Source organism: Mycobacterium paraintracellulare (assembly GCF_000276825.1).
Classification (GTDB): Bacteria; Actinomycetota; Actinomycetes; order Mycobacteriales; family Mycobacteriaceae; genus Mycobacterium; species Mycobacterium intracellulare.
On the sequence record NC_016948.1, the window covers coordinates 516,264 to 540,254 of the forward strand.

At 67.6% G+C, this 23,991-nt stretch carries 26 protein-coding genes; 13 read left to right on the forward strand and 13 right to left on the reverse strand.

From position 1 onward, the window contains the following. Nucleotides 1–59 precede the first annotated feature (59 nt). Genes OCQ_RS02570 through fadD3 form a run of 3 tightly spaced genes read right to left on the reverse strand, consistent with a single transcriptional unit; the run spans nt 60 to nt 3,681 of the window. A complete protein-coding gene (locus tag OCQ_RS02570) occupies nt 60–1,004 on the reverse strand; it encodes an acyl-CoA dehydrogenase family protein (protein WP_014383762.1) in 945 nt (314 codons plus the stop codon). After that, nucleotides 1,001–2,146, reverse strand: coding sequence for an acyl-CoA dehydrogenase family protein (locus OCQ_RS02575; RefSeq protein WP_008263612.1), 1,146 nt, complete (start codon nt 2,144–2,146; stop codon nt 1,001–1,003). Before OCQ_RS02575 ends, OCQ_RS02570 begins: the two co-directional genes overlap by 4 nt. Beyond that, a complete protein-coding gene (fadD3, locus tag OCQ_RS02580) occupies nt 2,146–3,681 on the reverse strand; it encodes a 3-((3aS,4S,7aS)-7a-methyl-1,5-dioxo-octahydro-1H-inden-4-yl)propanoate--CoA ligase FadD3 (protein WP_014383763.1) in 1,536 nt (511 codons plus the stop codon). The genes OCQ_RS02575 and fadD3 overlap by 1 nt, the downstream gene beginning before the upstream one ends. 59 nt (nt 3,682–3,740) lie before the next feature. Here fadD3 and ipdE1 point away from each other — a divergent pair, with 59 nt between their 5' ends. The 4 genes from ipdE1 to fadA6 are packed head-to-tail and all read left to right on the forward strand — an operon-like array spanning nt 3,741 to nt 7,486. Beyond that, on the forward strand, nt 3,741–4,889 hold the full coding sequence (ipdE1, locus tag OCQ_RS02585) for an acyl-CoA dehydrogenase IpdE1 (protein ID WP_008263616.1): 1,149 nt from the start codon (nt 3,741–3,743) through the stop codon (nt 4,887–4,889). Continuing rightward, nucleotides 4,886–5,674: a (5R,7aS)-5-hydroxy-7a-methyl-1-oxo-2,3,5,6,7,7a-hexahydro-1H-indene-carboxyl-CoA reductase gene (ipdF, locus tag OCQ_RS02590; protein WP_009956926.1), complete on the forward strand. Its 789-nt coding sequence runs from the start codon at nt 4,886–4,888 to the stop codon at nt 5,672–5,674. The genes ipdE1 and ipdF overlap by 4 nt, the downstream gene beginning before the upstream one ends. A gap of 47 nt (nt 5,675–5,721) precedes the next feature. Next, nucleotides 5,722–6,324, forward strand: a complete 603-nt coding sequence (gene kstR2 / locus OCQ_RS02595) for a TetR family transcriptional regulator KstR2 (RefSeq protein ID WP_008263620.1) — start codon at nt 5,722–5,724, stop codon at nt 6,322–6,324. A gap of 1 nt (nt 6,325) precedes the next feature. Further along, on the forward strand, nt 6,326–7,486 hold the full coding sequence (fadA6, locus tag OCQ_RS02600) for a steroid 3-ketoacyl-CoA thiolase FadA6 (RefSeq protein ID WP_014381749.1): 1,161 nt from the start codon (nt 6,326–6,328) through the stop codon (nt 7,484–7,486). A gap of 25 nt (nt 7,487–7,511) precedes the next feature. Here fadA6 and OCQ_RS02605 read toward each other — a convergent pair whose 3' ends face one another. From OCQ_RS02605 to echA20, 6 genes are all read right to left on the reverse strand, one after another. Next, nucleotides 7,512–8,252 (reverse strand): hypothetical protein, encoded by a 741-nt coding sequence (locus OCQ_RS02605; RefSeq protein WP_014383764.1) that lies wholly within the window; start codon nt 8,250–8,252, stop codon nt 7,512–7,514. Next, a complete protein-coding gene (locus tag OCQ_RS02610; RefSeq protein WP_014379015.1) occupies nt 8,249–8,896 on the reverse strand; it encodes a SatD family protein in 648 nt (215 codons plus the stop codon). The genes OCQ_RS02605 and OCQ_RS02610 overlap by 4 nt, the downstream gene beginning before the upstream one ends. Before the next feature lie 60 nt (nt 8,897–8,956). Next, complete coding sequence (gene ipdC, locus OCQ_RS02615) at nt 8,957–10,030, reverse strand: (3aS,4S,5R,7aS)-5-hydroxy-7a-methyl-1-oxo-octahydro-1H-indene-4-carboxyl-CoA dehydrogenase (RefSeq protein WP_008263630.1); 1,074 nt, start codon at nt 10,028–10,030, stop codon at nt 8,957–8,959. Nucleotides 10,031–10,094: 64 nt separating this feature from the next. After that, complete coding sequence (gene ipdB, locus OCQ_RS02620; protein ID WP_014379016.1) at nt 10,095–10,838, reverse strand: cholesterol ring-cleaving hydrolase subunit IpdB; 744 nt, start codon at nt 10,836–10,838, stop codon at nt 10,095–10,097. A 2-nt stretch (nt 10,839–10,840) separates the two neighbouring features. After that, nucleotides 10,841–11,716: a cholesterol ring-cleaving hydrolase subunit IpdA gene (gene ipdA / locus OCQ_RS02625; RefSeq protein ID WP_014379017.1), complete on the reverse strand. Its 876-nt coding sequence runs from the start codon at nt 11,714–11,716 to the stop codon at nt 10,841–10,843. After that, nucleotides 11,713–12,471 (reverse strand): (7aS)-7a-methyl-1,5-dioxo-2,3,5,6,7,7a-hexahydro-1H-indene-carboxyl-CoA hydrolase, encoded by a 759-nt coding sequence (gene echA20 / locus OCQ_RS02630; protein ID WP_014379018.1) that lies wholly within the window; start codon nt 12,469–12,471, stop codon nt 11,713–11,715. The genes ipdA and echA20 overlap by 4 nt, the downstream gene beginning before the upstream one ends. A gap of 59 nt (nt 12,472–12,530) precedes the next feature. On the opposite strand from echA20, the gene OCQ_RS02635 reads away from it, so the two are divergent. Next, complete coding sequence (locus tag OCQ_RS02635; protein WP_162832313.1) at nt 12,531–13,328, forward strand: SDR family oxidoreductase; 798 nt, start codon at nt 12,531–12,533, stop codon at nt 13,326–13,328. Between the two features lie 14 nt (nt 13,329–13,342). Further along, the gene (locus OCQ_RS02640; protein ID WP_008263643.1) at nt 13,343–14,248 is read left to right on the forward strand and encodes an SDR family oxidoreductase; all 906 of its coding nucleotides are present in this window, start codon (nt 13,343–13,345) and stop codon (nt 14,246–14,248) included. Between the two features lie 25 nt (nt 14,249–14,273). On the opposite strand, the gene OCQ_RS02645 is transcribed toward OCQ_RS02640, so the two are convergent. Genes OCQ_RS02645 through OCQ_RS02660 form a run of 4 tightly spaced genes read right to left on the reverse strand, consistent with a single transcriptional unit; the run spans nt 14,274 to nt 16,838 of the window. Further along, nucleotides 14,274–14,771, reverse strand: coding sequence for a nitroreductase family deazaflavin-dependent oxidoreductase (locus OCQ_RS02645; protein ID WP_014383766.1), 498 nt, complete (start codon nt 14,769–14,771; stop codon nt 14,274–14,276). Between the two features lie 39 nt (nt 14,772–14,810). Then, nucleotides 14,811–15,263 (reverse strand): nitroreductase family deazaflavin-dependent oxidoreductase, encoded by a 453-nt coding sequence (locus OCQ_RS02650; protein WP_008263646.1) that lies wholly within the window; start codon nt 15,261–15,263, stop codon nt 14,811–14,813. 17 nt (nt 15,264–15,280) lie between these two features. Continuing rightward, nucleotides 15,281–15,667 carry a hypothetical protein gene (locus tag OCQ_RS02655; RefSeq protein ID WP_014383767.1) on the reverse strand — a complete coding sequence of 129 codons (387 nt, stop codon included), beginning with the start codon at nt 15,665–15,667 and terminating at the stop codon, nt 15,281–15,283. A gap of 7 nt (nt 15,668–15,674) precedes the next feature. Next, nucleotides 15,675–16,838 carry a steroid 3-ketoacyl-CoA thiolase gene (locus OCQ_RS02660; protein ID WP_014381753.1) on the reverse strand — a complete coding sequence of 388 codons (1,164 nt, stop codon included), beginning with the start codon at nt 16,836–16,838 and terminating at the stop codon, nt 15,675–15,677. A gap of 159 nt (nt 16,839–16,997) precedes the next feature. Here OCQ_RS02660 and OCQ_RS02665 point away from each other — a divergent pair, with 159 nt between their 5' ends. The 7 genes from OCQ_RS02665 to OCQ_RS02695 all read left to right on the forward strand — a co-directional run bounded on the left by OCQ_RS02665 (nt 16,998) and on the right by OCQ_RS02695 (nt 23,928). Next, nucleotides 16,998–18,248, forward strand: coding sequence for a cytochrome P450 (locus OCQ_RS02665; RefSeq protein ID WP_009956913.1), 1,251 nt, complete (start codon nt 16,998–17,000; stop codon nt 18,246–18,248). A gap of 19 nt (nt 18,249–18,267) precedes the next feature. Beyond that, entirely contained in the window at nt 18,268–19,281 is a 1,014-nt protein-coding gene (locus OCQ_RS02670) for an acyl-CoA dehydrogenase family protein (RefSeq protein ID WP_026071452.1), read from the forward strand. After that, complete coding sequence (gene fadE29 / locus OCQ_RS02675; protein ID WP_009956911.1) at nt 19,272–20,435, forward strand: acyl-CoA dehydrogenase FadE29; 1,164 nt, start codon at nt 19,272–19,274, stop codon at nt 20,433–20,435. Before OCQ_RS02670 ends, fadE29 begins: the two co-directional genes overlap by 10 nt. Then, complete coding sequence (locus OCQ_RS02680) at nt 20,432–21,394, forward strand: bifunctional MaoC family dehydratase N-terminal/OB-fold nucleic acid binding domain-containing protein (RefSeq protein ID WP_014383768.1); 963 nt, start codon at nt 20,432–20,434, stop codon at nt 21,392–21,394. The genes fadE29 and OCQ_RS02680 overlap by 4 nt, the downstream gene beginning before the upstream one ends. Continuing rightward, nucleotides 21,391–21,792 carry a MaoC family dehydratase gene (locus OCQ_RS02685; RefSeq protein WP_008263666.1) on the forward strand — a complete coding sequence of 134 codons (402 nt, stop codon included), beginning with the start codon at nt 21,391–21,393 and terminating at the stop codon, nt 21,790–21,792. Before OCQ_RS02680 ends, OCQ_RS02685 begins: the two co-directional genes overlap by 4 nt. Then, nucleotides 21,793–22,974: a lipid-transfer protein gene (locus OCQ_RS02690; RefSeq protein ID WP_020188688.1), complete on the forward strand. Its 1,182-nt coding sequence runs from the start codon at nt 21,793–21,795 to the stop codon at nt 22,972–22,974. 114 nt (nt 22,975–23,088) lie between these two features. Continuing rightward, on the forward strand, nt 23,089–23,928 hold the full coding sequence (locus OCQ_RS02695) for a hypothetical protein (protein WP_014379028.1): 840 nt from the start codon (nt 23,089–23,091) through the stop codon (nt 23,926–23,928). Nucleotides 23,929–23,991: the final 63 nt, after the last annotated feature.

The window sequence follows — 23,991 nt, forward strand, 5'->3', positions numbered from 1 at the left end:
GCGCGAGTCATGGGTGCCGCTCCTTCTCATCGCTAGGCTCTGCATCGTCGCGGTGCGAGTCACAGCGCCTCCAGCACTCGTCGCCGATGTTCTTCCAGTGTGCCCCAGGCGGATCGCAGCGCCTGCACCCGCAGCAGCAACAGCGACAGGTCGTGTTCCTGGGTGAACCCGATCGCGCCGTGGGTCTGCAGCGCCGACCGCGCGGCCAGCAGGCCCGCGTCGGAGGCCGCCGCCTTGGCCGCGCTCACGTCCCGGGGGTCCAGCGTCAGCGCCGCGCCGTGCACCAGCGGCCGGGCCAGTTCGATGGCGATGTGCACGTCGGCGAGCTTGTGCTTGATCGCCTGATACGAGCCGATCACCCGGCCGAACTGGGTGCGTTGCTTGGCGTAGTCGACGGCGGCGTCGCGCAGCGCCTCGGCGGCGCCGACCAGTTGCGCGGCGGTACCCAGCGTGCCGAACTCGTAGGCGCGCTTGCCGTCTGCTTCCCAAGCGGAGCCGGTCGGGGTCACGTCATACAGGTGGCGGCTGGGGTCGACGGACTCGTGCTCTTCCCCCGCGGTGGCTTCGGTGACCCCCTCGTCACCGGCCAGCAGCACCAGGTTCGCCACGTCGGCGTCGACGGCCCGCGGCACCCGCGGCGGCAGCGCGACCGTGGCGATCAGCTCGCCGGCAGCGAGGCCGGCGCACCGCTCGGCGTGATCGTCGGAGTCGAGCAATACCGGTGCCACGGCGATGGATTCGACCACCGGGCCGGGCACGCACCAGCGCCCTAGGCGTTCGAGGGCGAGGACGAGGTCGATCGGGTCCGCCCCGATGCCGTCGAATTTCTCCGGCACGGCCAAGGCGGTGACACCCAAGTTGGCCAGCTGTTCCCACACCTTGCGGCCCGGCGCGGTGTCGCCCGCCGCCCACGCCCGCACGGCGCTGGGCAGGTCCGCCGAGCCGAGCGCGGCGTCGATGCTGGCCGCGAAGTCACGCTGCTGTTCGTCTAGCGCAAATCTCACTTCTTGCCCCCGGACTTCTCGCGCGGCAGGCCCAGCAACCGCTCGGAGATGATGTTGCGCTGAATTTCGTTGGTGCCGGCATAGATCGGGCCGCCCAGCGCGAACAGCAGACCTTCGGTCCACGGGCCGGCGAGTTCCCCGTCCGCGGCCAGGATGTCGAGCGCGGTCTGGTGCAGTTCGACGTCGAGGTCGGACCAGAACACTTTGGTCACCGACGATTCGGCCCCCAGCTCACCACCGAGTGCCAGCCTGGTCACCGTGCCGAAGGTCTGCAGCCGGTAGGCCTGCGCCTTGATCCAGCCGTCGGCGACCCGGTCGGCGAACGCGGCCGGTGCGCCGGCCTCCTTCCAAAGCTGCACCAACCGTTCCGCCGTCGCCAGGAAGCGGGCCGGGCTGCGCAGCGACATGCCGCGTTCGTTGCTCGACGTGCTCATCGCCGCCCGCCAGCCCTCGTGCGGGGTGCCGATCACGTCCTCGTCGGGGACGAAGACGTCGTCGAGGAAGATCTCGCCGAATCCGGTGTCGCCGCCCAGTTGGACGATCGGCCGCACGGTCACGCCCTTGGCCTTCAGGTCGAACATGAAGTAGGTCAGCCCGTTGTGGCGCTCGGCGCCGGGGTCGGAGCGGAACAGCCCGAATCCCCGCTCGGCGAACGGCGCCCGTGAGCTCCAGATCTTCTGCCCGTTGAGCAGCCAGCCGCCGTCGGTCGCCGTCGCGGTGGACCGCAGCGACGCCAGGTCGCTGCCCGATTCGGGCTCGGACCACGCCTGCGCCCAGATCTCCTCGCCGCTGGCCATTTTGGGCAGGATCCGGTCGCGCTGCTCTTCGGTGCCGTGCGCAAACAGCGTCGGGGCCAGCATCGAGGTGCCGTTGGCGCTGGCCCGGCCGGGCGCCCCGGCACGGAAGTACTCCTCTTCGAACACCACCCAGTGCAGCAGCGGCGCGTCGCGGCCGCCGTAGCGCTTCGGCCAGGTGATCACCGAAAGCCCGGCGTCGAACAGCACCCGGTCCCAATGCCGGTGCTGCTCAAAGCCTTCGGCGTTGTCGTATGACTTCGTCGGGATCGACTCGGCATTGGCCGACAAGAATTCCCGGACCTCGGCCTGGAAAGCCAAGGTGTCGTCGTCTAGATCCAGATCCATCAGTCCAGCTCTCGCAGTTGTGGTTTGAGCACCTTGCCGCCGGCATTGCGCGGCAACGCGTCGACGAACCGCACCGACCTCGGTGTCTTGAAGTTCGCCAAATGCTCACGGGTGTATGCGATCACAGATTGTTCGTCGAGTTGTGCCCCCGGGCGGGTGACCAGAAACGCCCGGCCGACTTCGCCGAGTCGCTCGTCGGGAACCCCGATCACCGCCGCATCGGCCACACCGTCGAGCCGGGCCAGCACCTGCTCGATCTCGGCGGGGTACACGTTGAATCCCCCGCAGATGTACATGTCCTTGAGCCGGTCGGTGATGCGCAGGTTGCCGGCCGCGTCCAGCACACCGATGTCACCGGTGTGCAGCCAACCGTCGGCATCGATGGCGGCGGCGGTGGCCGCCGGGTCGTCGAGGTAGCCCAGCATCACGTTGGGCCCACGCAGCAACACCTCTCCCGATTCGCCGGATTCCCCGGAGTCGATGCGCAATTCGAAGTCGGCGAACGGGCGCCCGCAGGTGGTGGCGACGGTGACCGCGTCGTCGTCGGCGCGGCACATGGTTCCCATGCCGTTGGCCTCGGTGAGGCCGTAAGCCGTCAGCACGATGTCGATGTCGAGTTCGGACTGCATGCGCTCGACCAACACGACCGGCACGGTGGCCGCCCCCGTCACCGCGAAGCGCAGCGAGCTCAGGTCGTAATCGCCACGAGCCGGATGATCGAGCAGGGTCTGGTAAATCGTTGGCGGACCGGGCAATACGGTGATGCGGTGTTGCTCGATCGCCCGCAGCGCGCGCAGCGGGTCGAAGGTGAGGTGGGGGATCAGCGTCGCGCCGGTCTGCAGGCACGCCAGGATGCCGGCCTTGTAGCCGAAGTTGTGAAAGAACGGGTTGATGCACAGGTAGCGGTCGTCGGCGGTGATCTTGCCGTTGGCGGCCCACGACGCCGAGGCCGACAGCGACTGCCGGTGCGCGCACAGCACGCCCTTGCTGCGGCCGGTGGTGCCCGACGTGAACAGGATGTCGCTGACGTCGTCGGGTGTGACCGCCGCGGCCCGGGCGGCCACCGCGTCGAGATCGGTGCCGCCGGCGATGAATTCGTCCCAGGTGCCATCCGCGGCATCGATCGGTATCCGCACAATGTGCCGCAGCGCGGGCAGCGCCGCCCGATCCAGGTCGGCGACGCGGTCGTTGCCCAGGAACTCGCCCATGCCGAACAGCACCGGCGCCTCGACGCGGGCCAGGATGTCACCGGCCTCCGCGGCGGTGTAGCGGGTGTTCAGCGGGACCATCGCGGCGCCGGCGTGGTGGATCGCCAGGCAGGCCACCACCCAATGCCAGGTGTTGGGGGACCAGATCGCCACCCGGTCGCCGGGCTGCACGCCCAGCGCGATCAGCGCCGCCGCCGACCGGTGCACCTCGTCGCGCAACGCCGCGGCGGTGAACGACCGGTCCTCGGTGACCAACGCGTCGTGATCGGGGAGTTGGCGCGCGAAACGATCCAGCGCCGCGGGCACGGTGCGGGGATCGGTGGTCATCGGCGCTTCTCCTACGGCGGCCTAACAAAGCAAGTGCTTGGTAGGTTAGCCTACAAGGCATGCAGGACGTCGAGGAGTTCCGGGCCGAGGTCCGCTCTTGGCTCGCCGACAATCTGGTCGGTGAATTCGCAGCTCTCAAGGGTCTCGGGGGCCCCGGCCGCGAGCACGAGGCCTTCGAGGAACGCCGGGCCTGGAACCAGCATCTCGCCAAGGCCGGACTGACCTGCCTGGGCTGGCCGGTCGAACACGGCGGCCGCGGCCTGTCCACCGCGCACCGGGTGGCGTTCTACGAGGAGTACGCCCGCGCCGACGCCCCGGACAAGGTCAACCACTTCGGCGAGGAGCTGCTGGGGCCGACGCTGATCGCGTTCGGGACACCCGAGCAGCAGCAGCGTTTCCTGCCCAAGATCCTCGATGTCACCGAGCTGTGGTGCCAGGGCTATTCGGAACCCGGCGCCGGCAGCGACCTGGCCAACGTGGCGACCACCGCCGAACTCGACGGCGACCACTGGGTGATCAACGGCCAGAAGGTCTGGACGTCGCTGGCGCATTGGGCGCAGTGGTGCTTCGTGGTCGCGCGCACCGAGAAGGGCTCCAAGCGGCACGCTGGGTTGTCGTATCTGCTGGTGCCGCTGGACCAGCCGGGCGTGGAAGTGCGGCCGATCATCCAGCTGACCGGCGACTCGGAATTCAACGAGGTGTTCTTCGACGACGCCCGCACCGAGGCCAACCTGGTGGTCGGCGAGCCCGGTGACGGCTGGCGGGTCGCGATGGGCACGCTGACGTTCGAGCGCGGCGTCTCGACGCTCGGGCAACAAATCCGTTACGCCCGTGAGCTTTCCAACCTCGCCGAGCTCGCCCAGCGGACCGGCGCGGCTGACGACCCGTTCATCCGCGAGCGGCTGACCCGGGCGTGGACGGGCCTGCGGGCCATGCGTTCGTACGCGCTGGCCACGATGGACGTCGAGCAGCCGGGCCAGGACAACGTGTCGAAGCTGTTGTGGGCCAACTGGCATCGCGATCTGGGCGAGCTGGCGATGGACGTCGTCGGCAAGCCGGGCCTGACCCTGGCCGACGGCGAGTTCGACGAGTGGCAGCGGCTGTTCCTGTTCAGCCGCGCCGACACCATCTACGGCGGGTCCAACGAGATCCAGCGCAACATCATCGCCGAGCGGGTGCTCGGCCTACCCCGAGAGGTTAAGGGATGAGTCTGTCCGAAGCTCCCAAAGAGATTGCCGGACATGGACTTCTGCAGGGCAAGGTGGTGGTCGTGACGGCCGCCGCCGGCACCGGGATCGGCGCGGCGACCGCGCGGCGGGCGTTGGCCGAGGGTGCCGACGTGGTGATCTCCGACCACCACGAACGGCGCCTGGGGGAGACGGCCGAGCAGCTCGCCGCGCTGGGGCAGGGCCGCGTCGAGCACGTGGTCTGCGACGTGACCTCGACCGCTCAAGTCGACGCCCTCATCGCGTCGACCACCGCTCGGATGGGCCGGATCGACGTGCTGGTCAACAACGCCGGGCTCGGCGGACAGACGCCGGTCGTCGACATGACCGACGAGGAATGGGATCGCGTCCTCAACGTGACGTTGACGTCGGTGCTGCGTGCCACGCGCGCGGCGCTGCGCTACTTCCGCGAGGCACCACACGGCGGCGTCATCGTCAACAACGCCAGCGTCCTGGGCTGGCGGGCCCAGCACTCGCAGTCGCACTACGCGGCCGCCAAGGCCGGCGTGATGGCCCTGACCCGGTGCAGCGCAATCGAAGCCGCCGAGTATGGGGTACGGATCAACGCGGTGTCGCCGAGCATCGCGCGGCACAAGTTTCTGGAGAAAACGTCGTCGGCCGATCTGCTCGACCGACTGTCGGCGGGCGAGGCCTTCGGCCGCGCCGCCGAGCCGTGGGAGGTCGCGGCCACCATCGCCTTCCTCGCCAGCGACTACTCCAGCTACCTGACCGGCGAGGTCATCTCGGTATCCAGTCAGCACCCGTGAGAGCCGGCCCGCTGGCCAAGCAAGCGCTTGGTTGATACTCTGGTCGGGTGGACCGAGTGACCGGTCAGGCCAACAGCCGGCGAGACGAGTTGCTGGAGCTTGCCGCGACCATGTTCGCCGAGCGCGGGCTGCGCGCCACCACGGTGCGCGACATCGCCGACAGCGCCGGCATCCTGTCGGGCAGCCTGTACCACCACTTCTCGTCCAAAGAGGAGATGGTCGACGAGCTCTTGCGCAGCTTCCTGGACTGGTTGTTCGCCCGGTACCGCGAGATCGTGGACGGCGAGGCCAACCCGCTGGAGCGGCTCAAGGGGCTGTTCATGGCGTCGTTCGAGGCGATCGAGCACCGGCACGCGCAGGTCGTCATCTACCAGGACGAAGCCCAGCGGCTGTTGTCACAGCCCCGGTTCTCCTACATCGAGGACATGAACCGGCAACAGCGCAAGATGTGGCTCGAGCTGCTCCATCAGGGCGTCGACGAGGGCTACTTCCGTCCCGATCTCGACGTCGACCTTGTCTACCGCTTCATCCGTGACACCACGTGGGTGTCGGTGCGCTGGTATCAGCCCGGCGGTCCGCTCACCGCGCAGCAGGTGGGTCAGCAATACCTCGCCATCGTTCTTGGCGGGATCACCAAAGAAGGAGTCTGAAATGCCAGAGGCCTACGTCATCGACGCCGTGCGTACTGCGGTCGGCAAGCGCGGCGGATCGCTGGCCGGAGTGCATCCGGTCGACCTGGGTGCGCTGGGATGGCGCGGACTGCTCGACCGGGTCGACGTCGACCCCGCCGCAGTCGACGACGTGATCGCCGGCTGCGTCGATGCCATCGGGGCGCAGGCCGGCAACATCGCGCGCCTCTCCTGGCTGGCCGCGGGCTACCCCGAAGAGGTGCCCGGCGTTACCGTCGACCGCCAGTGCGGCTCCAGTCAGCAGGCCATTTCCTTTGGCGCACAGGCGATTATGTCCGGCACCGCCGACCTCATCGTCGCCGGGGGCGTGCAGAACATGAGCCAGATCCCGATCTCGTCGGCCATGACCGTCGGCGAGCAGTTCGGCTTCACCTCCCCGACCAACGAGTCCAAGCAGTGGCTGCATCGCTACGGCGACCAGGAGATCTCGCAGTTTCGCGGCTCGGAGCTGATCGCCGAGAAGTGGAACCTGTCGCGCGAAGAGATGGAGCGATACGCGCTGACCAGTCACGAGCGCGCGTTCGCGGCGATCCGGGGCGGCCACTTCGACAACGAAATCATCACCGTGGAAACCGAATCCGGGCCGTTCCGGGTCGACGAGGGCCCGCGCGAATCGTCGCTGGAGAAGATGGCCGGCCTCAAGCCTCTGGTCGAGGGCGGCCGGCTGACGGCGGCCATGGCCAGCCAGATCTCCGACGGGGCCAGCGCGGTGCTGCTGGCGTCCGAGCGGGCCGTCAAGGAGCACAACCTGACACCGCGGGCCCGCATCCACCACATCAGCGCACGCGCGGCCGACCCGGTCTTCATGCTGACCGGGCCGATTCCGGCGACCCGCTACGCGCTGGACAAGACCGGGCTGTCGATCGACGACATCGACACGGTCGAGATCAACGAGGCGTTCGCCCCGGTGGTCTTGGCCTGGCTCAAGGAAGTCAAGGCCGACCCGGAGAAGGTCAACCCCAACGGCGGGGCGATCGCGCTCGGGCACCCGCTGGGCGCCACCGGCGCCAAGCTGTTCACCACCATGCTCAACGAGCTCGAGCGCACCGGCGGCCGTTACGGCCTGCAGACGATGTGCGAGGGCGGGGGCACCGCCAACGTCACCATCATCGAGCGGCTGTAGCTCGCTCGGCCTTCTCGCCGCTCGGCTACGGGGTCGCCAGAACGAGCCCGATGCCGCCCAGGGCGAGCAGCCAACTGGTGAAGCTGCCGACGAGGAAGTACTCGGTCACCTCGTCGATGCCGACGTCGCCGTTACCGCCCTTCTGCGCGTTCAACTCCGGGAAGCGGATGATCCCCTTGGCGGCGACGACGGCGCTCGCCGCGGCGACCTGCCCGCCGACACCGAGGCTCAGGATCAGCAGGCGTTCCATCGGTCCCAGCAGTCTGCCGCCCTTGAGCCGGTCCGACGGCTGCGGCTGACCTTCCGGGCGCATCGCGCCCACCGAGGCAAGAACCAAGCGCACCAACTGATTTGCGGTGGCGAACTGGGCCAGGACGACGCCGACGATCATCAGCAGCCGGGTGGGCGTGACGTGGGTGAGCGGCAGGTGCACCCAGGACGACCATCGAGCGATCGCGCCGTTGGTCGGCGACGACCACCCGGACAGCAGCATCAGCAGTGCGAGCGCGGCGCCGAACACCGCCAGGGCCGCGCCTTGCCGGCTACCGCTGTGTTCGCTTCGCGCGCACAGCCATTCCCAGGCCACTACCGCCGCGGCGGCCAGCACCAGCAAGGGGATGTCGCCGGCATGCCAGAGGGCTCCCGCTGCGGCGCACGCCACCACCACGACCGGCCCGATCACGAGCGACGGCCATACCGTGCGGAGCGCTCGCCGACCGAGATCGGCGACTGCGAGCGCCGTGAGGAATACCGCGACGGCGCTCACGGCAGACTCCGAAGATAGTGGCTGGCAAGGACAATCAGATCCAAACCATCGCGGCTCGCGCGCTGAGACACCGCGGATGGACTGATGCCCTCGTCCGCGGCGAGCTCCTTTTTGGTTCGGCCCGTCATCAAGCCCCTCACGATCCGCAACGATCTTTCGTCGAGCGATCCAAGCAGATGGTCCCGACAAATCAGCGCCGCGTTGACCGCCGCGGCGTCGGTGCGTGTGTCACCGTCCGCCCGGAACGTCGTGCGTACCAACGCGAAGCCGGGTTGCCGCTGGGCCTCTGCGGTCTGCTGGATGGCCGCCCGTGCGCTCCACCAACCGGGCCCGTCCTGAATTCCCGCGTCGGCATCGAGGATGGTGACCGCGCCCCATCCGATGCCGAAACGGACGTCGATGTCCGGGGCGAGCAGCAGGCGGACGGTCAATGCCGCGTCGATGGCGGCCCCGACGGTGGGGTAGCTGCCCTGGAACTCGTCGCCGACGGTGAAGGCGGGCGGGTCGATCGCGCCGTCGCCCACTTCCCGCAGAGCCGCGGACAGGGCGCGGTGCAACCCGGGGCGATCGGTGGCATGCCGGGAACCGACGACATCACCGATCAGCGTCGCGCGAGATGAAGGCTGTGGCTTCATCCGATCCATTTGAAGAGTATAGCTTAATTACATCAAGATTCAGCAAATAGCTTCACAAGCGGCGCGTGGCTACTCGTGCACCAGGGCGGATGCCGCCCGCAGGTGCTCGATGGCGTCCCGCACGATCGAATCGATCAGCTCGGCGCACGACGGCAGATCCTCGAGGATGCCCGCCACCTGCCCGGAGGCCAGCACCCCGGCCTCCGTATTGCCGTCCACCAGACCGGCTTTCAACAGCATCGGGGTGTTGGCCGCCATGACGACCTGCGACCAGGTCAGCTCCTTGCCGTGCCGCATCGCCAGGCCGTCGCTGATCATCGACCGCCACGTCATCCGTGACATGTGCTTGAACTTGGCCGCGTTGCGCACCGCGGCGGTCAGACCCCGCACCGGCGAACCGTTTTCCAGCTTCTCGACCAGGCCGGTGCGCAGGACCCGGTGCGGCATGCCGTCGACGCGGGTGGTGACGACGGTGCCGTCCAGCGCCGCCTCCAGGTAGCGCCGCTTGACCGCGTCGGGCACGGTCGAATCCGAGGTCAGCAGGAAACGCGTGCCCATCGCGACACCGGCGGCGCCGTAGCTCAGGGCGGCCGCCAACCCGCGCCCGTCGAAGAATCCGCCCGCGGCGATGACGGGAATGCCGGTGCCTCGCACGGCGTCCAGCACCGAGGGCAGCAGCAGCGTGGTGGCGACGGGACCGGTGTGCCCGCCACCCTCGCCGCCCTGCACGATCATCGCGTCCGCACCCCACCCGGCGACCTTGCGGGCGTGCTTGGCCGCGCCGATCGACGGAATCACCACCGCGCCGGCCTCTTTGAGCCGGGCGATGAGCTCCTGCTTGGGCGCCAGGGCAAAGGACGCCACCTTGACGCCTTCGCGGATCATCAGATCGACCCGGTCGCCGGCATCGGCCGCGTCGGCGCGGATGTTCACGCCGAACGGCTTGTCCGTGGCGGCCTTGACCTTGGCGATGGCCGTCGCCAATTCGTCCAGCGTCATGGTGGCCGACGCCAAAATGCCCAGCCCGCCCGCGTTCGCGGTGGCCGACACCAGGCGCGCCCCGGCCACCCAACCCATCCCGGTTTGCACCACCGGGTGCTCGACACCGACCAGCTCGGTCAGCGGCGTGCGCAACCTGGTCATACCCACCGCCGACGATAAACGGAGCGGTGCGATGGGAAAAAGGGAGGAGGAGGCGGCGTAACCATCAACGTATCTCTCGGTCGCGCAACGACTTCGGATCGATCGTTTCGCGGATGAGGCGCAGTTCGTCCGCGGTGGGCAGCCGGGTCTCCTCGGCGTCCTCGAGCCCATGGATCTCGAACGAGGTGGCCTCGCGGACCTCGTCCGGCGAGACCCCTGGGTGCAGGCTCAGCGCCCGCATGGTCCGGTCGGGCCCGCCGAAGTCGAAGACGCCGAGGTTCGACACGACCCGGTAGGTGTTGGCGAACCGAAACGCCGGATTGTCGGCATCGACGTTGTCCCAACCGATCCCGCAGACCACGTCCACCTTCTCGCTGAACACCCGCTTGGAATGGTTGCCCACCCAATAGCTGGTCGCGTGGTTGATGGCGTTGCCCGGGGCGCCGCGCACGCCGAACATCTGGCGTTTGGGTTGCTGCAACGGGCCGAACGCCGAGATGTTCTGATTGCCAAACCGGTCAACCTGATTGGCGCCCATCACCACGTGGCGGCGCCCCCAGGCCAGCGTCTCGAACACCCGGCCGAACGGCATCCAGCCCTCGACGGTACCGGTCGCGCCGAGCGCCGGGGTGTCGGCCAGCAGTTGGGCCTCGCCGTCGGTCAGCAAGATATCGGGGGAGAAGGTCAAGCGGGCTAGCCGCGCCCCGACGGAGGCCATGTTGGTCATCGGGCTGACCATGATCTCGCCCGCGTCCCTGAACAATTCGGCACAGGCGACTGCGCACACTTCGGCGCGGGTGCTGCTCACTTTCAGGCCTCCTCTGCGAATGCGCGAACCGCCGCCTGGTAGTCGTCTTCGGTGCCCGACAGGTAGGTCTGGGTGAACTTCTGCCAGCCCTCGTCGGTCGACGCCGCCTCGGCGTAGTGCCGCTGGAACTTCTCGTCGCGCCCGTAATCCGGTGCGGCGGTGGTGAAGTGGGCACCGTTGGGCGCCTCCACGACGCTGTCGACCATCATCCGGTTGACCAGCAGTGCCTGCGGCGGCACCGCCTTGATCAGTTCGTCGGTGGATACGATGCGCTCGACCGACAGGTGGCGCCTGTCGGCGGCCATCAGGAACAGATCGTCGAAGTAGGGGTCGATCCCGGTGTAGGCGGCGTTGCCCCGGCTGTCGCCGAGGTTGAGGTGGACGAATGCGGCGTCCAGGCGCAGCGCGGGCATGGCGATCAGCGTTTCGTGGCCGCCGTCCGTGGGGTACGGCGAAGTGACGGTCTGCAGTTCACCCTCCCAGAAGTCGGGCACCGAACTGCCCAGCCCGGCCCGGATCGGCAGGAACGGCAGGCGTTGCGCGGCGGCCTGTAACCCGCAGCGCAGCATGCCCTCGTCCATTTCGCGGGCCTCGATCGCCCCGGCCGCCCGGGCCTTGGCGAACCACGGGTCGTAGAACGGCGGGGAGTCCAGCGAGACGAACCCGTAGTAGACGCGCTTCACCTTGCCGGCCGAGCACAGCAGCCCCAGGTCGGGCCCGCCGTAGGTGACCACGGTCAGGTCGGTGACATCGGTGCGCAGCAGGGCGCGCACGAATGCCATTGGCTTGCGCCGAGATCCCCATCCGCCGATGCCGATGGTCATGCCGCTGCGCACCTGCGCGACGGCCTCGTCGAGGGTGGTTCTCTTGTCGCTCACGCGTCCTTGCCCTTCGTCGTGCCGGCGAACGCGTCGCGGTGCTCGTCGGCCACCCCGGCGAGATTGAGCTCGAACGTAAAGCCTTGCTCCATCCGGTAACTCGAGTTGACGCGTTGCACGTCGATGAGGTTCAGTGCCTCCTTGGCCGCCCGGATGACCCGGGTGTCCTTGGCGGCGATGTCGCGCGCGACCCGCAATGCGGCCTCGTCCAGCTGATCCCGCGGCACGATCTCGTGCACCGAACCGAAGTGGTGCAGGGTGGCGGCGTCGACGGTGGCGGCGGTGAAGAACAGCCGTCGCATCAGGTGCTGGGGCACCAGCCGGGACAGGTGGGTGGCCGCGCCGAGCGCGCCGCGCTCCACCTCGGGGAGCCCGAAGGTGGCGTCCTCGGAGGCGACGATGACGTCGGAGTTGCCGACCAGGCCGATGCCGCCGCCGACGCAGAATCCGTTCACGGCCGCGACGACGGGCACCGCGCACTCATAGACGGCGCGGAACGCGGCGAAGCAGCCGCGGTTGGCGTCGATCAGCGCGGTGAATCCCTCGGTGCGCTGCATCTCCTTGATGTCGACCCCGGCGTTGAAGCCGCGGCCCTCGGCCCGCAGGATGACGACGTGGGTTTGCGGGTCCTGGCCGGCCGCGGTGACGGCGTCGGCCAGTTCGAACCAGCCGCGCGACGGGATGGCGTTGACGGGCGGGTAGTCGACGGTAACCGCGACGATGCCCGGTTCGGTGGTTGTGGATGTGATGGTCAAGGTGCCACTTCCTTGTGGGGTAACTACCTAAGCAAGCACTTGCTTGGTACGCTAGCACAGTGACTCGCGCCGAAGCATGCCCCCCGTTTGCAGAAGCCATGAACTTGGGGCTGGCCGGGCGGGTGGTTCTCGTCACCGGCGGCGTTCGCGGGGTGGGCGCCGGAATTAGCGCGGTTTTCGCCGCGCAGGGCGCCACCGTCGTCACCTGCGCGCGACGGCCGGTCGAGGGATCGCCCTATGAGTTCCACTCCTGCGACGTCCGCGATGACGACGCGGTCAGTGAATTGATCGACACCGTCGCGGACCGGCACGGGGGCCTCGATGTCGTCGTCAACAACGCCGGGGGATCGCCCTACGTGCTGACCGCGGAGTCCAGCGCCAAGTTCAACCGCAAGATCATCGAGCTCAATCTCATTGGCGCGCTGTCTGTTTCGCAGCACGCGAACGACAAGATGCAAGCCCAGCCGCGCGGCGGGTCGATCATCAACATCTGCAGCCTGTCGGGGCGTCGACCCTCCCCGGGTACCGGCGCGTACGGGGCGGCCAAGGCGGGGCTGGAGAGCCTCACCCAGACCTTGGCCGTGGAATGGGGACCCAAGGTCCGGGTCAACGCCTGTGTGGTCGGCATGGTGGAGACCGAACAATCGGAACTGTTCTACGGCGACGCAGAATCGATCGCCGCGATCTCGAAGAACGTGCCGCTCGGCCGGCTGGCCAAACCGGACGACATCGGCTGGGCCGCGGCGTTTCTGGCCTCGGACGCGGCCTCCTACATCAGCGGCGCCTCGCTAGAGGTGCACGGCGGCGGCGAGCCCCCGCACTACCTGGCCACCACGAACGCGAACGCGATCAAGTAGAGGAGAAAACAACTATGGGAGTGGTTGACGGCCGCGTCGTCATCGTCACCGGAGCCGGCGGGGGTATCGGTCGCGCGCACGCGCTGGCCTTCGCCGCCGAGGGTGCGCGGGTGGTGGTCAACGACATCGGGGTGGGCCTGGACGGTTCACCGGCGGGCGGCGGCAGCGCCGCCCAGGGGGTGGTCGACGAGATCATCGCCGCCGGGGGCGAAGCCGTCGCCAATGGTTCCAACGTCGCCGACTGGGACCAGGCTGCCGAACTGATTCGGACCGCCGTCGAAACATTCGGCGGCCTGGACGTTTTGGTGAACAACGCCGGCATCGTGCGCGACAGGATGATGGCCAACACCAGCGAGGAGGAGTTCGACGCCGTCGTCGCCGTGCACCTCAAGGGCCACTTCGCCACGATGCGGCACGCCGCGTCGTATTGGCGTGGGTTGTCCAAAGAGGGCAAAACCGTTGACGCGCGGATCATCAACACGAGCTCGGGCGCCGGCCTGCAGGGCAGTGTCGGGCAGGGCAACTACAGCGCCGCCAAGGCGGGCATCGCGGCGATGACGCTCGTCGGCGCGGCCGAGATGGGCCGCTACGGCGTCACCGTCAACGCCATCGCTCCCTCGGCGCGCACCCGCATGACCGAGACCGTCTTCGCCGAGATGATGTCCACCCAGGATCAGGATTTCGACGCGATGGCCCCGGAAAACATTTCCCCCCTGGTGGTTTGGCTGGGTAGCGCCGAATCGCGCGACGTGACCGGCAAGGTGTTCGAGGTCGAGGGCGGCAAGATTCGCGTCGCCGAGGGCTGGGCGCACGGGCCGGAGATCGACAAGGGGGCGCGGTGGGATCCCGCGGAGCTGGGACGCGTCGTCGCCGACCTGCTCGCCAAGGCGCGCCCGCCGGTCCCGGTCTACGGCGCCTGACGCGGCGCCCGCGCCGAACGTGCACTCACGGCGATGATTTCGCCGATTCTTCGCCGTCGGTGCACGCTCGCCGAGGGGGTTCGCACACCACGAGCGGGATGACCCGGTCGGCGGCTTCGCGGTACTTGCGGTAGGGCGGGTACATCCGCATCAGCGGCGGCCAATAGCGTTCGCGCTCGGCGTCGGTCGCGTCGCGCGCGATCAATTCCAGGCGCTGAGCCCGGATCTGCACCCGCACCTCGGGATTCTCCCGAAGGTTCAGATACCACACCGGGTCTTCGTCGCGGCCGCCGAACGACGCGGGCAAAATCACCCGTTCACCGTCGCGCAGGTAGAGCGTCGCGGTGGTCCGCGGCCGGTTGGACTTGCGTCCGGTCGTGGTCAGCAGCGCCGCCGGGAATCGCAGCAATTTCGCGCCGATCCTGCCGTTGGTTCGACGGTACACCCAGATGTGCAGGCGCGCGAAGTACTTGAGCAGCAGCGCAATCGGGCGCGAGTTGCGGATCCAGCGACGCTCGGACATCTTGCCCAGGATGGTTCCCCATCCGGGCGATTTGAAACTCTAGGGGTCGCAGATGACGACCGGGATCACCCGATCGGTCCAGGACCGGTAATCGTCGAACGAGGGATACATGGCGTCCAACTTCGGCCAGTACTCGGCCCGTTCCGCCTCGGTGGCGTCGCGGGCCTGCAGGTGAAGCACCTCGTCCTTGATCTGCACGGACACTTTGGGATTGGCCTTGAGGTTGAGGTACCACAGCGGGTGCTTGTCGCTGCCGCCCTTCGATGCGACCAGTACCACCCGATCGCCCTCGCGCAGGTAAAGCAGCGGGCTCACCCGCGGTTCGCCGGTCTTGCGTCCCGTCGTGGTGAGCAGCGCGACGGGGGCCTTCTGGAAAGTGCCGCCGAATTTTCCATTGCTGCGTCGGTATATCCATGCGTTGCCCTTGGCCATCCACTTGATGATGAAGGCGACCCAGGGTGAGTTCAGTGCGCGTGGCTTCGGTTTCGGCATGATGTTCCTCGACGTCCCTAACGCTGGATGAAGGGGTGGAAGCGAACCTTGATGTGGTGGATTTCGGCTTTCCCGTTTGCGCTTTCGGCCGGAATGACGAAGGTCTCGGTGACGTGCGCCGCGAGCCGACGCCCGCCCAACGCCGCCTTGGTCAGCACCTGGTACGCGGCGTGCACGTCGTCGCCGTCGATGCGGTACTCCGGCGTCGTCGTGTGCGCCAGCAACCGATACTGCGGCCCGCGATTCAGGCTGCGCCGCAGGTGATTTCCGGAGAACCCGTTCTTGATGCCCTGCTCGATGCGGGTGCAGCCGGCCGCGAACGGGACGGTGTCGCCGTCATGGCTGACCAGCGCGTCGATGTAGGACTGCGCCGCGGCGATGCGGCTCTCTTCGGAGACGAGCAAGGGGGAACTAGATGCGCTCGATGATGGTGCCGGTGGACAGGGCGCCGCCCGCGCACATCGTGATCAATGCGGTGGTCTGGTCGGTGCGCTCCAATTCGTGCAGCGCGGTGGTGATCAGCCGGCTGCCGGTCGACCCGACCGGGTGGCCGAGCGCGATGGCGCCGCCGTTGACGTTGACCCTGGCCATGTCCGGCTCGTGCACCCGCGCCCAGGACAACACCACCGAGGCGAACGCCTCGTTGATCTCGACGAGGTCGATGTCCCCCATCTTCATGCCGGCCTTCTCCAGCACCTTGGCCGTCGACTGCACCGGCCCGTCGAGGTGGTAGTAGGGCTCGGCGCCGACCAACGCCTGACTGACGATGCGGGCGCGCGGCCGCAGGCCCAAAGCCTTGGCCTTGTCCTCGTCCATCCACAGCACGGCCGCCGCGCCGTCGGAGATCTGCGACGACGTTCCCGCCGTGTGGATCCCGCCTTCGAGGACCGGCTTCAGCGCGCTCAGACCCGACAGGGTCGTCTCGCGCAGGCCCTGGTCGCGAGAGATGGTGACGCGCTCCGACGTCGGCTGCTTGTTCTCGTCGAGCGCCGGGGCCTCGATGGGGGAGATCTCACGGTCGAAGCGGCCCTCGTCCCAGGCCTGCTTGGCCCTGGCCTGCGAGTTGAAGCCGAACTCGTCGATCTCCTCGCGGGTGATGCCGCGCCGCTTGGCGATCCGCTCGGCGGCGGTGAACTGGTCGGGCAGGTCGATGTCCCACGACGCGGGCCGCAGGATGCTGCGGTCGGGGCCCGCGTTGGCGCCGAGGCCGACGCGGCTCATGGCCTCGATGCCACACGCGATACCGATGTCGATGGCGCCGGCGGCGATCAGCCCGGCGACCAGGCCGTTGGCCTGCTGGCCGCTGCCGCACTGGCAGTCCACGGTCATGGCGCCGACGTGCTCGGGCAGACCGGCCACCAGCCAGCTGACCCGGCTGATGTTGTTGGACTGTTCGCCGTACTGCGTGACGCAGCCGCCGATGACCTGTTCGACGTCGCCGGCTTCGATGCCTGCCTTCTCAACCAGCGCCTTCTGCACCGCACCCAACAGCTCGGTGGCGTGCAGCCCTGACAACCAGCCATTGCGCTTGCCGATCGGGCTGCGAGTGGCTTCGACGATTACCGGGTTACCCATGACGCCAGGCTAGAACACGTTTCATTACTATGACAAGCGAGGATGCGTCGCCGCCTTTTGTCTGCGGTGGAGGCATGTTTTACTGGCACCAGAGCATCACTAGGACAACTAGTGTCCTGGGATCGCAAGTCATCGAGGACTGTAGTTAGGAGAAGTAGCGTGCCCAGTCCGAATCTTCCGCCCGGGTTTGATTTTCTCGATCCGGACGTCAGTGTCAAAGGCCTCCCGGTCGCGGAGTTGGCCGAAGTGCGCAAGTCCGAGCCGATCTTCTGGGTAGACGTCCCGGGCGGCACGGGCGGTTTTGGCGACAAAGGCTATTGGGCCATCACCAAGCACAAGGACGTCAAAGAGATCTCTGTGCGCAGTGACATCTTCTCGTCTCAGCAGGACTGCGCCATCCCGGTGTGGCCGCAGGAGATGACGCGCGAGCAGATCGACCTGCAGCGCAACGTCATGCTCAACATGGACGCCCCGCACCACACGCGGCTGCGCAAGATCATCTCGCGCGGCTTCACCCCGCGGGCCATCGGACGGCTGCGCGACGAGTTGGACGCCCGCGCGCAAAACATCGCGAAGACGGCCGCCTCGTCGGGCTCCGGCGACTTCGTCGAGCAGGTCTCCTGTGAGCTGCCGCTGCAGGCCATCGCGGGTCTGCTGGGTGTTCCGCAGGAGGATCGGGACAAGATCTTCCGCTGGTCCAACGAGATGACCGGCAACGAAGACCCCGAGTACGCGCACATCGATCCCGCGATGTCCTCGGCCGAGCTGATCATGTACGCGATGAAGATGGCCGAGGAGCGCGCCAAGAACCCCGGCGACGACATCGTCACCCAGCTGATCCAGGCCGACATCGACGGCGAGAAGCTCTCCGACGACGAATTCGGGTTCTTCGTGGTCATGCTGGCCGTCGCGGGCAACGAAACCACCCGGAACTCGATCACGCACGGCATGATCGCGTTCGCGGACAACCCCGACCAGTGGGAGTTGTTCAAGAAGGAGCGCCCGGACACCGCGCCCGACGAAATCGTCCGGTGGGCAACGCCGGTCACGGCGTTCCAGCGGACCGCGCTGGAGGACTACGAGCTGTCCGGTGTGCAGATCAAGAAGGGCCAGCGGGTCGTGATGTTCTACCGCTCGGCCAACTTCGACGAAGAGGTCTTCGAGGACCCGCACAGCTTCAACATCATGCGAAACCCCAACCCGCACGTGGGCTTTGGCGGCACCGGTGCCCACTACTGCATCGGCGCCAACCTGGCCCGGATGACGATCAGCCTGATCTTCAACGCCGTGGCCGACCACATGCCGGACCTCAAGCCGATCTCCGCGCCCGAGCGGCTGCGGTCGGGGTGGCTCAACGGCATCAAGCACTGGCAGGTCGACTACACCGGCAAGTGCCCGGTGGCGCACTGATATGGCGGCCGAAGCCACGATGGATTTCGATCTCACCGCGACACAACAGGCGGTCGCCGACGTCGTGACGTCGGTGTTCGAGCGCGAATTGAGTTGGGAGGCTTTGGTCAACGGCGGCGTGACGGCGCTGCCGGTGCCCGAGCGCCTCGGCGGTGACGGGGTGGGATTGCCCGAGGTCGCCACCGTGCTGACGGAGATCGGTCGCCACGGCGCGATCACGCCGGCCCTGGCCACCCTGGGTTTCGGTGTGCTCCCCCTGGTTGACCTGGCTTCCGAGGACCAGCAGGACCGGTTTTTGGCGGGCGTCGCCAAGGGCGGCGTGCTGACCGCGGCGCTCAACGAGCCCGGCGCCGCGTTGCCGGACCGGCCGTCGACCACGTTCGCGGGCGGCCGGCTGTCGGGCACCAAGGTCGGCGTCGGCTATGCCGGACAAGCGGATTGGATGATCGTCACCGCCGACAGCGCGGTGGTCGTGGTGTCGCCGAAGGCCGGCGGCGTCGAGGTGGTCCAGACGCCGACCTCGAACGACTCCGACGAGTACACGGTCACGTTCACCGATGTCGCCGTCGAGGACGCCGACGTCTTGGCCGGCGCCACCGCGCAGCGCGTCAACCAGCTGGTGCTGGCTTCCATCGGCGCCTACGCCGACGGGCTGGTGGCCGGGGCGCTGCGGCTGACCGCCGACTACGTGGCCAACCGCAAGCAATTCGGCAAGCCGCTGTCGACCTTCCAGACCGTGGCCGCACAGCTCGCCGAGGTCTACATCGCCTCGCGCACCATCGATTTGGTGGCGAAATCGGTCGTGTGGCGGCTGTCGGAGGGGCGGGATGCCGACGACGACCTCGATGTCCTGGGGTATTGGGTCACCTCACAGGCGCCGCCGGTGATGCAGCTCTGCCATCACCTGCACGGCGGCATGGGCATGGACATCACCTATCCGATGCACCGGTACTACTCCACGATCAAGGACCTGACCCGGTTGCTGGGCGGTCCTTCTCATCGTCTCGATCTGGTGGGAGCGCAATGTTCATAGACCTGACCCCGGAGCAGCGCCAGCTGCAGGCGGAATTGCGGGAATACTTCTCGAACCTGATCTCGTCCGACGAGATGAAGGCGATGGAGCAGGACCGTCACAACGAGGCCTACCGCGCGGTGATCCGCCGGATGGGCCAGGACGGCAAGCTCGGCGTCGGGTGGCCAAAGGAGTTCGGCGGCTTGGGTTTCGGCCCGATCGAGCAGTCGATCTTCGTCAACGAGGCGCATCGCGCCGACGTGCCGCTGCCCGCGGTCACGCTGCAGACGGTCGGTCCGACCCTGCAGCAGTTCGGCAGCGAGATGCAGAAGAAGAAGTTCCTGCCGGCGATCCTGGCCGGCGAGGTGCACTTCGCGATCGGCTACACCGAGCCCGAGGCCGGTACGGACCTGGCCTCGCTGCGGACCACCGCCGTGCGTCACGGCGACGAGTACATCGTCAACGGGCAGAAGGTCTTCACCACCGGAGCCCACGACGCCGACTACATCTGGCTGGCCTGCCGCACGGACCCCGAAGCCGTGAAACACAAGGGCATTTCGATCCTGATCGTCGACACCAAGGATCCCGGTTACTCCTGGACGCCGATCATCCTGTCCGACGGCGCCCACCACACCAACGCCACGTATTACAACGATGTGCGGGTGCCCGCCGACATGCTGGTCGGCGAGGAGAACGGCGGGTGGCGGCTGATCACCACCCAGCTCAACAACGAACGCGTCATGCTCGGCCCGGCCGGGCGTACCGCGGGCATCTACGACCGGGTCCACGCCTGGGCGTCCAAGCCGGGAAGTGACGGGGTCACCCCGATCGACCACGCCGACGTCAAGCGCGCGCTCGGCGAGATTCACGCGATGTGGCGGATCAACGAGCTGCTCAACTGGCAGGTGGCCGCCGCCGGGGAGGACATCAACGTCGCCGACGCGGCGTCGACCAAAGTCTTTGGTACCGAGAAGATTCAGTACATCGGCCGGCTCGCCGAGGAAATCGTCGGCAAGTACGGTAACCCCGCCGACTCGGACACCGCCGACCTGCTCAACTGGCTGGACTCCCAGACCAAGCGCAACCTGGTCATCACCTTCGGGGGCGGCGTGAACGAGGTGATGCGCGAGATGATCGCCGCGGCCGGACTCAAAGTGCCGAGGGTGCCTCGATGACCGATATCAAGGAAGCGGTTGCGGAGATCACCGCCACCGTCGTCGCTGCACCGCGCGAGGCCCGGGATCCGGTGAACCAGCCGACGATCAACAACTGGGTCGAGGCGCTGGGCGACCGCAACCCGATCTACGTCGACGAGGCCGCGGCCAGGGCCGCCGGTCATCCCGGAATTGTCGCCCCGCCGGCCATGATTCAGGTGTGGACGATGTTCGGCCTGGGCGGGGAACGCCCGACCGACGACCCCATGGGCCCGATCATGCAGCTGTTCGACGAGGCCGGCTACATCGGCGTGGTCGCCACCAACTGCGAGCAGACCTACCACCGGTATCTGCGTCCCGGCGAGCAGGTCACCGTCGTGTCCGAGATGCGCGACGTGGTCGGCCCCAAGCAGACCGGGCTCGGCGAGGGCTGGTTCATCAACCAGCACATCACGTGGCGGGTCGGCGACGAGGATGTCGCCGAGATGGCCTGGCGAATCCTGAAATTCAGGCCCCGCGAGGATTCCGGCGCGACCGCATCGGTCCCTCAGGACCTGGACGCCGACGCCATGATGCGTCCGGCGGTCTCACGCGACACCGCCTTCTTCTGGGAGGGTGTGGCGGCGCACGAGCTGCGTATCCAGCGCCTCCCCGACGGCACCCTGCAGCACCCGCCGGTGCCCGCGGTGTGGCAAAACAAGGCCGAGCCGATCGATTTCGCGGTCGCCAGCGGCCGCGGCACGGTGTTCAGCTACGTGGTGCACCACGCACCGAAGGTGCCCGGGCGCACGCTGCCGTTCGTGATCGCACTGGTCGAACTGGAAGAGGGCGTCCGGATGCTCGGCGAGCTGCGCAACGTCGACCACGCCGAGGTCAAGATCGGAATGCCGGTCCGCGCAACCTATATCGACTTCCCGGCCGGTGAATCCGGGCCCGAGTGGAGCCTCTACGCCTGGGAGCCCATGGGAGACGAAGCATGAGCGCACCCGTTGTCGAAGTGGGCACCACCCTGCCCGAACTCAAGCTGCATGGCACGCCGACGTTCATCATCTCGACGGCCCTGGCCACCAGGGACTTTCAGGACGTGCACCACGACCGGGACCTGGCGCAGGCCAAGGGTTCCAAGGACATCTTCGTCAACATCCTCACCGACACCGGGCTGGTGCAGCGCTACGTCACCGACTGGGCAGGTCCGACGGCGCTGATCAAGTCGATCGGCCTGCGCCTGGGTGTGCCGTGGTACGCCTACGACACCGTGACGTTCTCCGGTGAGGTGACGGCCGTCGACGACGGCCTGATCACGCTGAAGGTGTTCGGGCGCAACAGCCTTGGCGATCACGTCATCGCGAACGTGACGCTGACGATCGGGGGCGCATAGATGTCAGCGGGCTTATTGAACGGCCGAGCCGCGATCGCCGGGATCGGCGCTACCGACTTCTCCAAGGACTCCGGCCGCAGCGAGCTGCGGTTGGCCGCCGAGGCGGTCCTGGATGCCCTGGACGACGCCGGGCTGAGCCCGTCCGATGTCGACGGGTTGACCACCTTCACGATGGACACCAACAACGAGACCGCTGTGGCACGCGCGGTCGGCATCGGTGATCTGAAGTTCTTCTCGCAGATCGGTTACGGCGGCGGCGCCGCCTGCGCGACCGTTCAGCAGGCGGCGCTCGCCGTGGCCACCGGCGTGGCCGACGTCGTCGTCGCGTACCGGGCGTTCAACGAGCGATCCGGCATGCGGTTCGGTCAGGTGCAGACCCGATTGGTGGGAAACGCCGGCGTGCAGGCTGATTCGACGGCGGCGGACAACTCGTTCTCCTACCCGCACGGGCTGTCCACGCCCGCCGCACAGGTCGCGATGATCGCCCAGCGCTACATGCACCTGTCCGGGGCGACCAGCCGGGACTTCGGCGCGATCTCGGTGGCCGACCGCAAGCACGCGGCCAAGAATCCGAAGGCCTATTTCTACGAGAAGCCGATAACCATTGAGGATCACCAGAATTCGCGGTGGATCGCCGAGCCGCTGCGGCTGCTGGACTGCTGCCAGGAGACCGACGGGGCGGTGGCGATCGTGGTGACGTCGCCCGAGCGGGCAAAGGACCTCAAGCAGCGGCCGGCGATCATCGAGGCGGCGGCGCAGGGCTCCAGCCCCGACCAGTACACGATGGTCAGCTACTACCGGCCCGAGCTCGGCCTGCCGGAGATGGGGGTCGTCGGTCAGCAGTTGTGGGCGCAGTCGGGGCTCAAACCGAGCGACATCCAGACCGCCGTGCTGTATGACCACTTCACTCCGTTCACGCTGATTCAGTTGGAGGAGTTGGGATTCTGCGGTCGCGGAGAGGCCAAGGACTTCATCGCCGACGGGGCGATCGAGATCGGCGGCCGGCTGCCCATCAACACCCATGGTGGCCAACTCGGCGAGGCCTACATCCACGGCATGAACGGCATCGCCGAGGGTGTGCGGCAGCTGCGGGGCACCTCGGTGAATCCGGTGCCCGACGTCGAGCACGTGCTCGTCACCGCGGGTACGGGCGTGCCCACCTCGGGCCTCATCCTCGGCTAGGTCGTCTGCCCCCGCCTTTTCCGCCGAGCGTGACACGACAGTCACGCTCGAGCCCGAGCGTGACTGCTCTGTCACGTTCGAGACGGTGTCAGTGGGCGATGGCACACTCCCGCCATGGGAGAACCGTTCATCGGCAGTGAGGCCGTAGCGGCTGGCGTGGCCTCGCATAGCCAGCTACGCCGCAAATACACGCGCGTCTTCCCCGATGTCTATGTGACTGAAGGCACCGAGTTGACGCACGTGATGCGGTCGCGGGCAGCCTGGCTGTGGTCGCGGCGTCGTGGTGTCCTTGCGGGCTTTTCGGCTGCGAGCCTGCACGGCAGCAACTGGGTCGACGCTGCCCGGCCGGTCGACATCATTCATGACAACCGCCACCCCCCGCCAGGTTTGACGACGTGGGGCGATCGGCTCGAAGGCGACGAGTTCGTCTGGATCGACGGAGTCGCAGTGACGACTCCGGCACGCACGGCTGTGGACCTCGCCTGTTGGTATCCACTCACCACGGCAGTCGCCGCTATCGACGCGCTGGCACGGGTGACCGACGTGAAGATGGCTGATGCTGAGTTGCTAGCTGCGCGATATCGCGGACGACGCGGGATCGAAGGTGCACGCGCGTCGCTCGAGCTGGTCGACGCGGGTGCCCAGTCACCGAAAGAGACGTGGCTGCGGCTGGTATTGGTGCGCGCCGGGTTGCCTCGGCCACAGACCCAGATCCCGGTGGTCGATGAATGTGGCAGTACGTTTGCTTTCCTGGACATGGGTTGGGACGACGTCAAGGTTGCTGTGGAGTACGACGGAGACCAGCACCGGAGCGATCACTCCCAATACGCCTGGGATATCGCGCGACACGAAAGACTACGCCGTTGCGGGTGGATCGTAGTCCGGGTAATAGCGGGTGATCGGCCCGCCGACATTGTCCGCAGGGTGCGTGACGCACTTGCTTGTCGAGCGTGACAGCAGAGTCACGCTCGACGTCGAATGTGACTGTGGCGTCACGCTCAAGCCCAGGTAACCGGG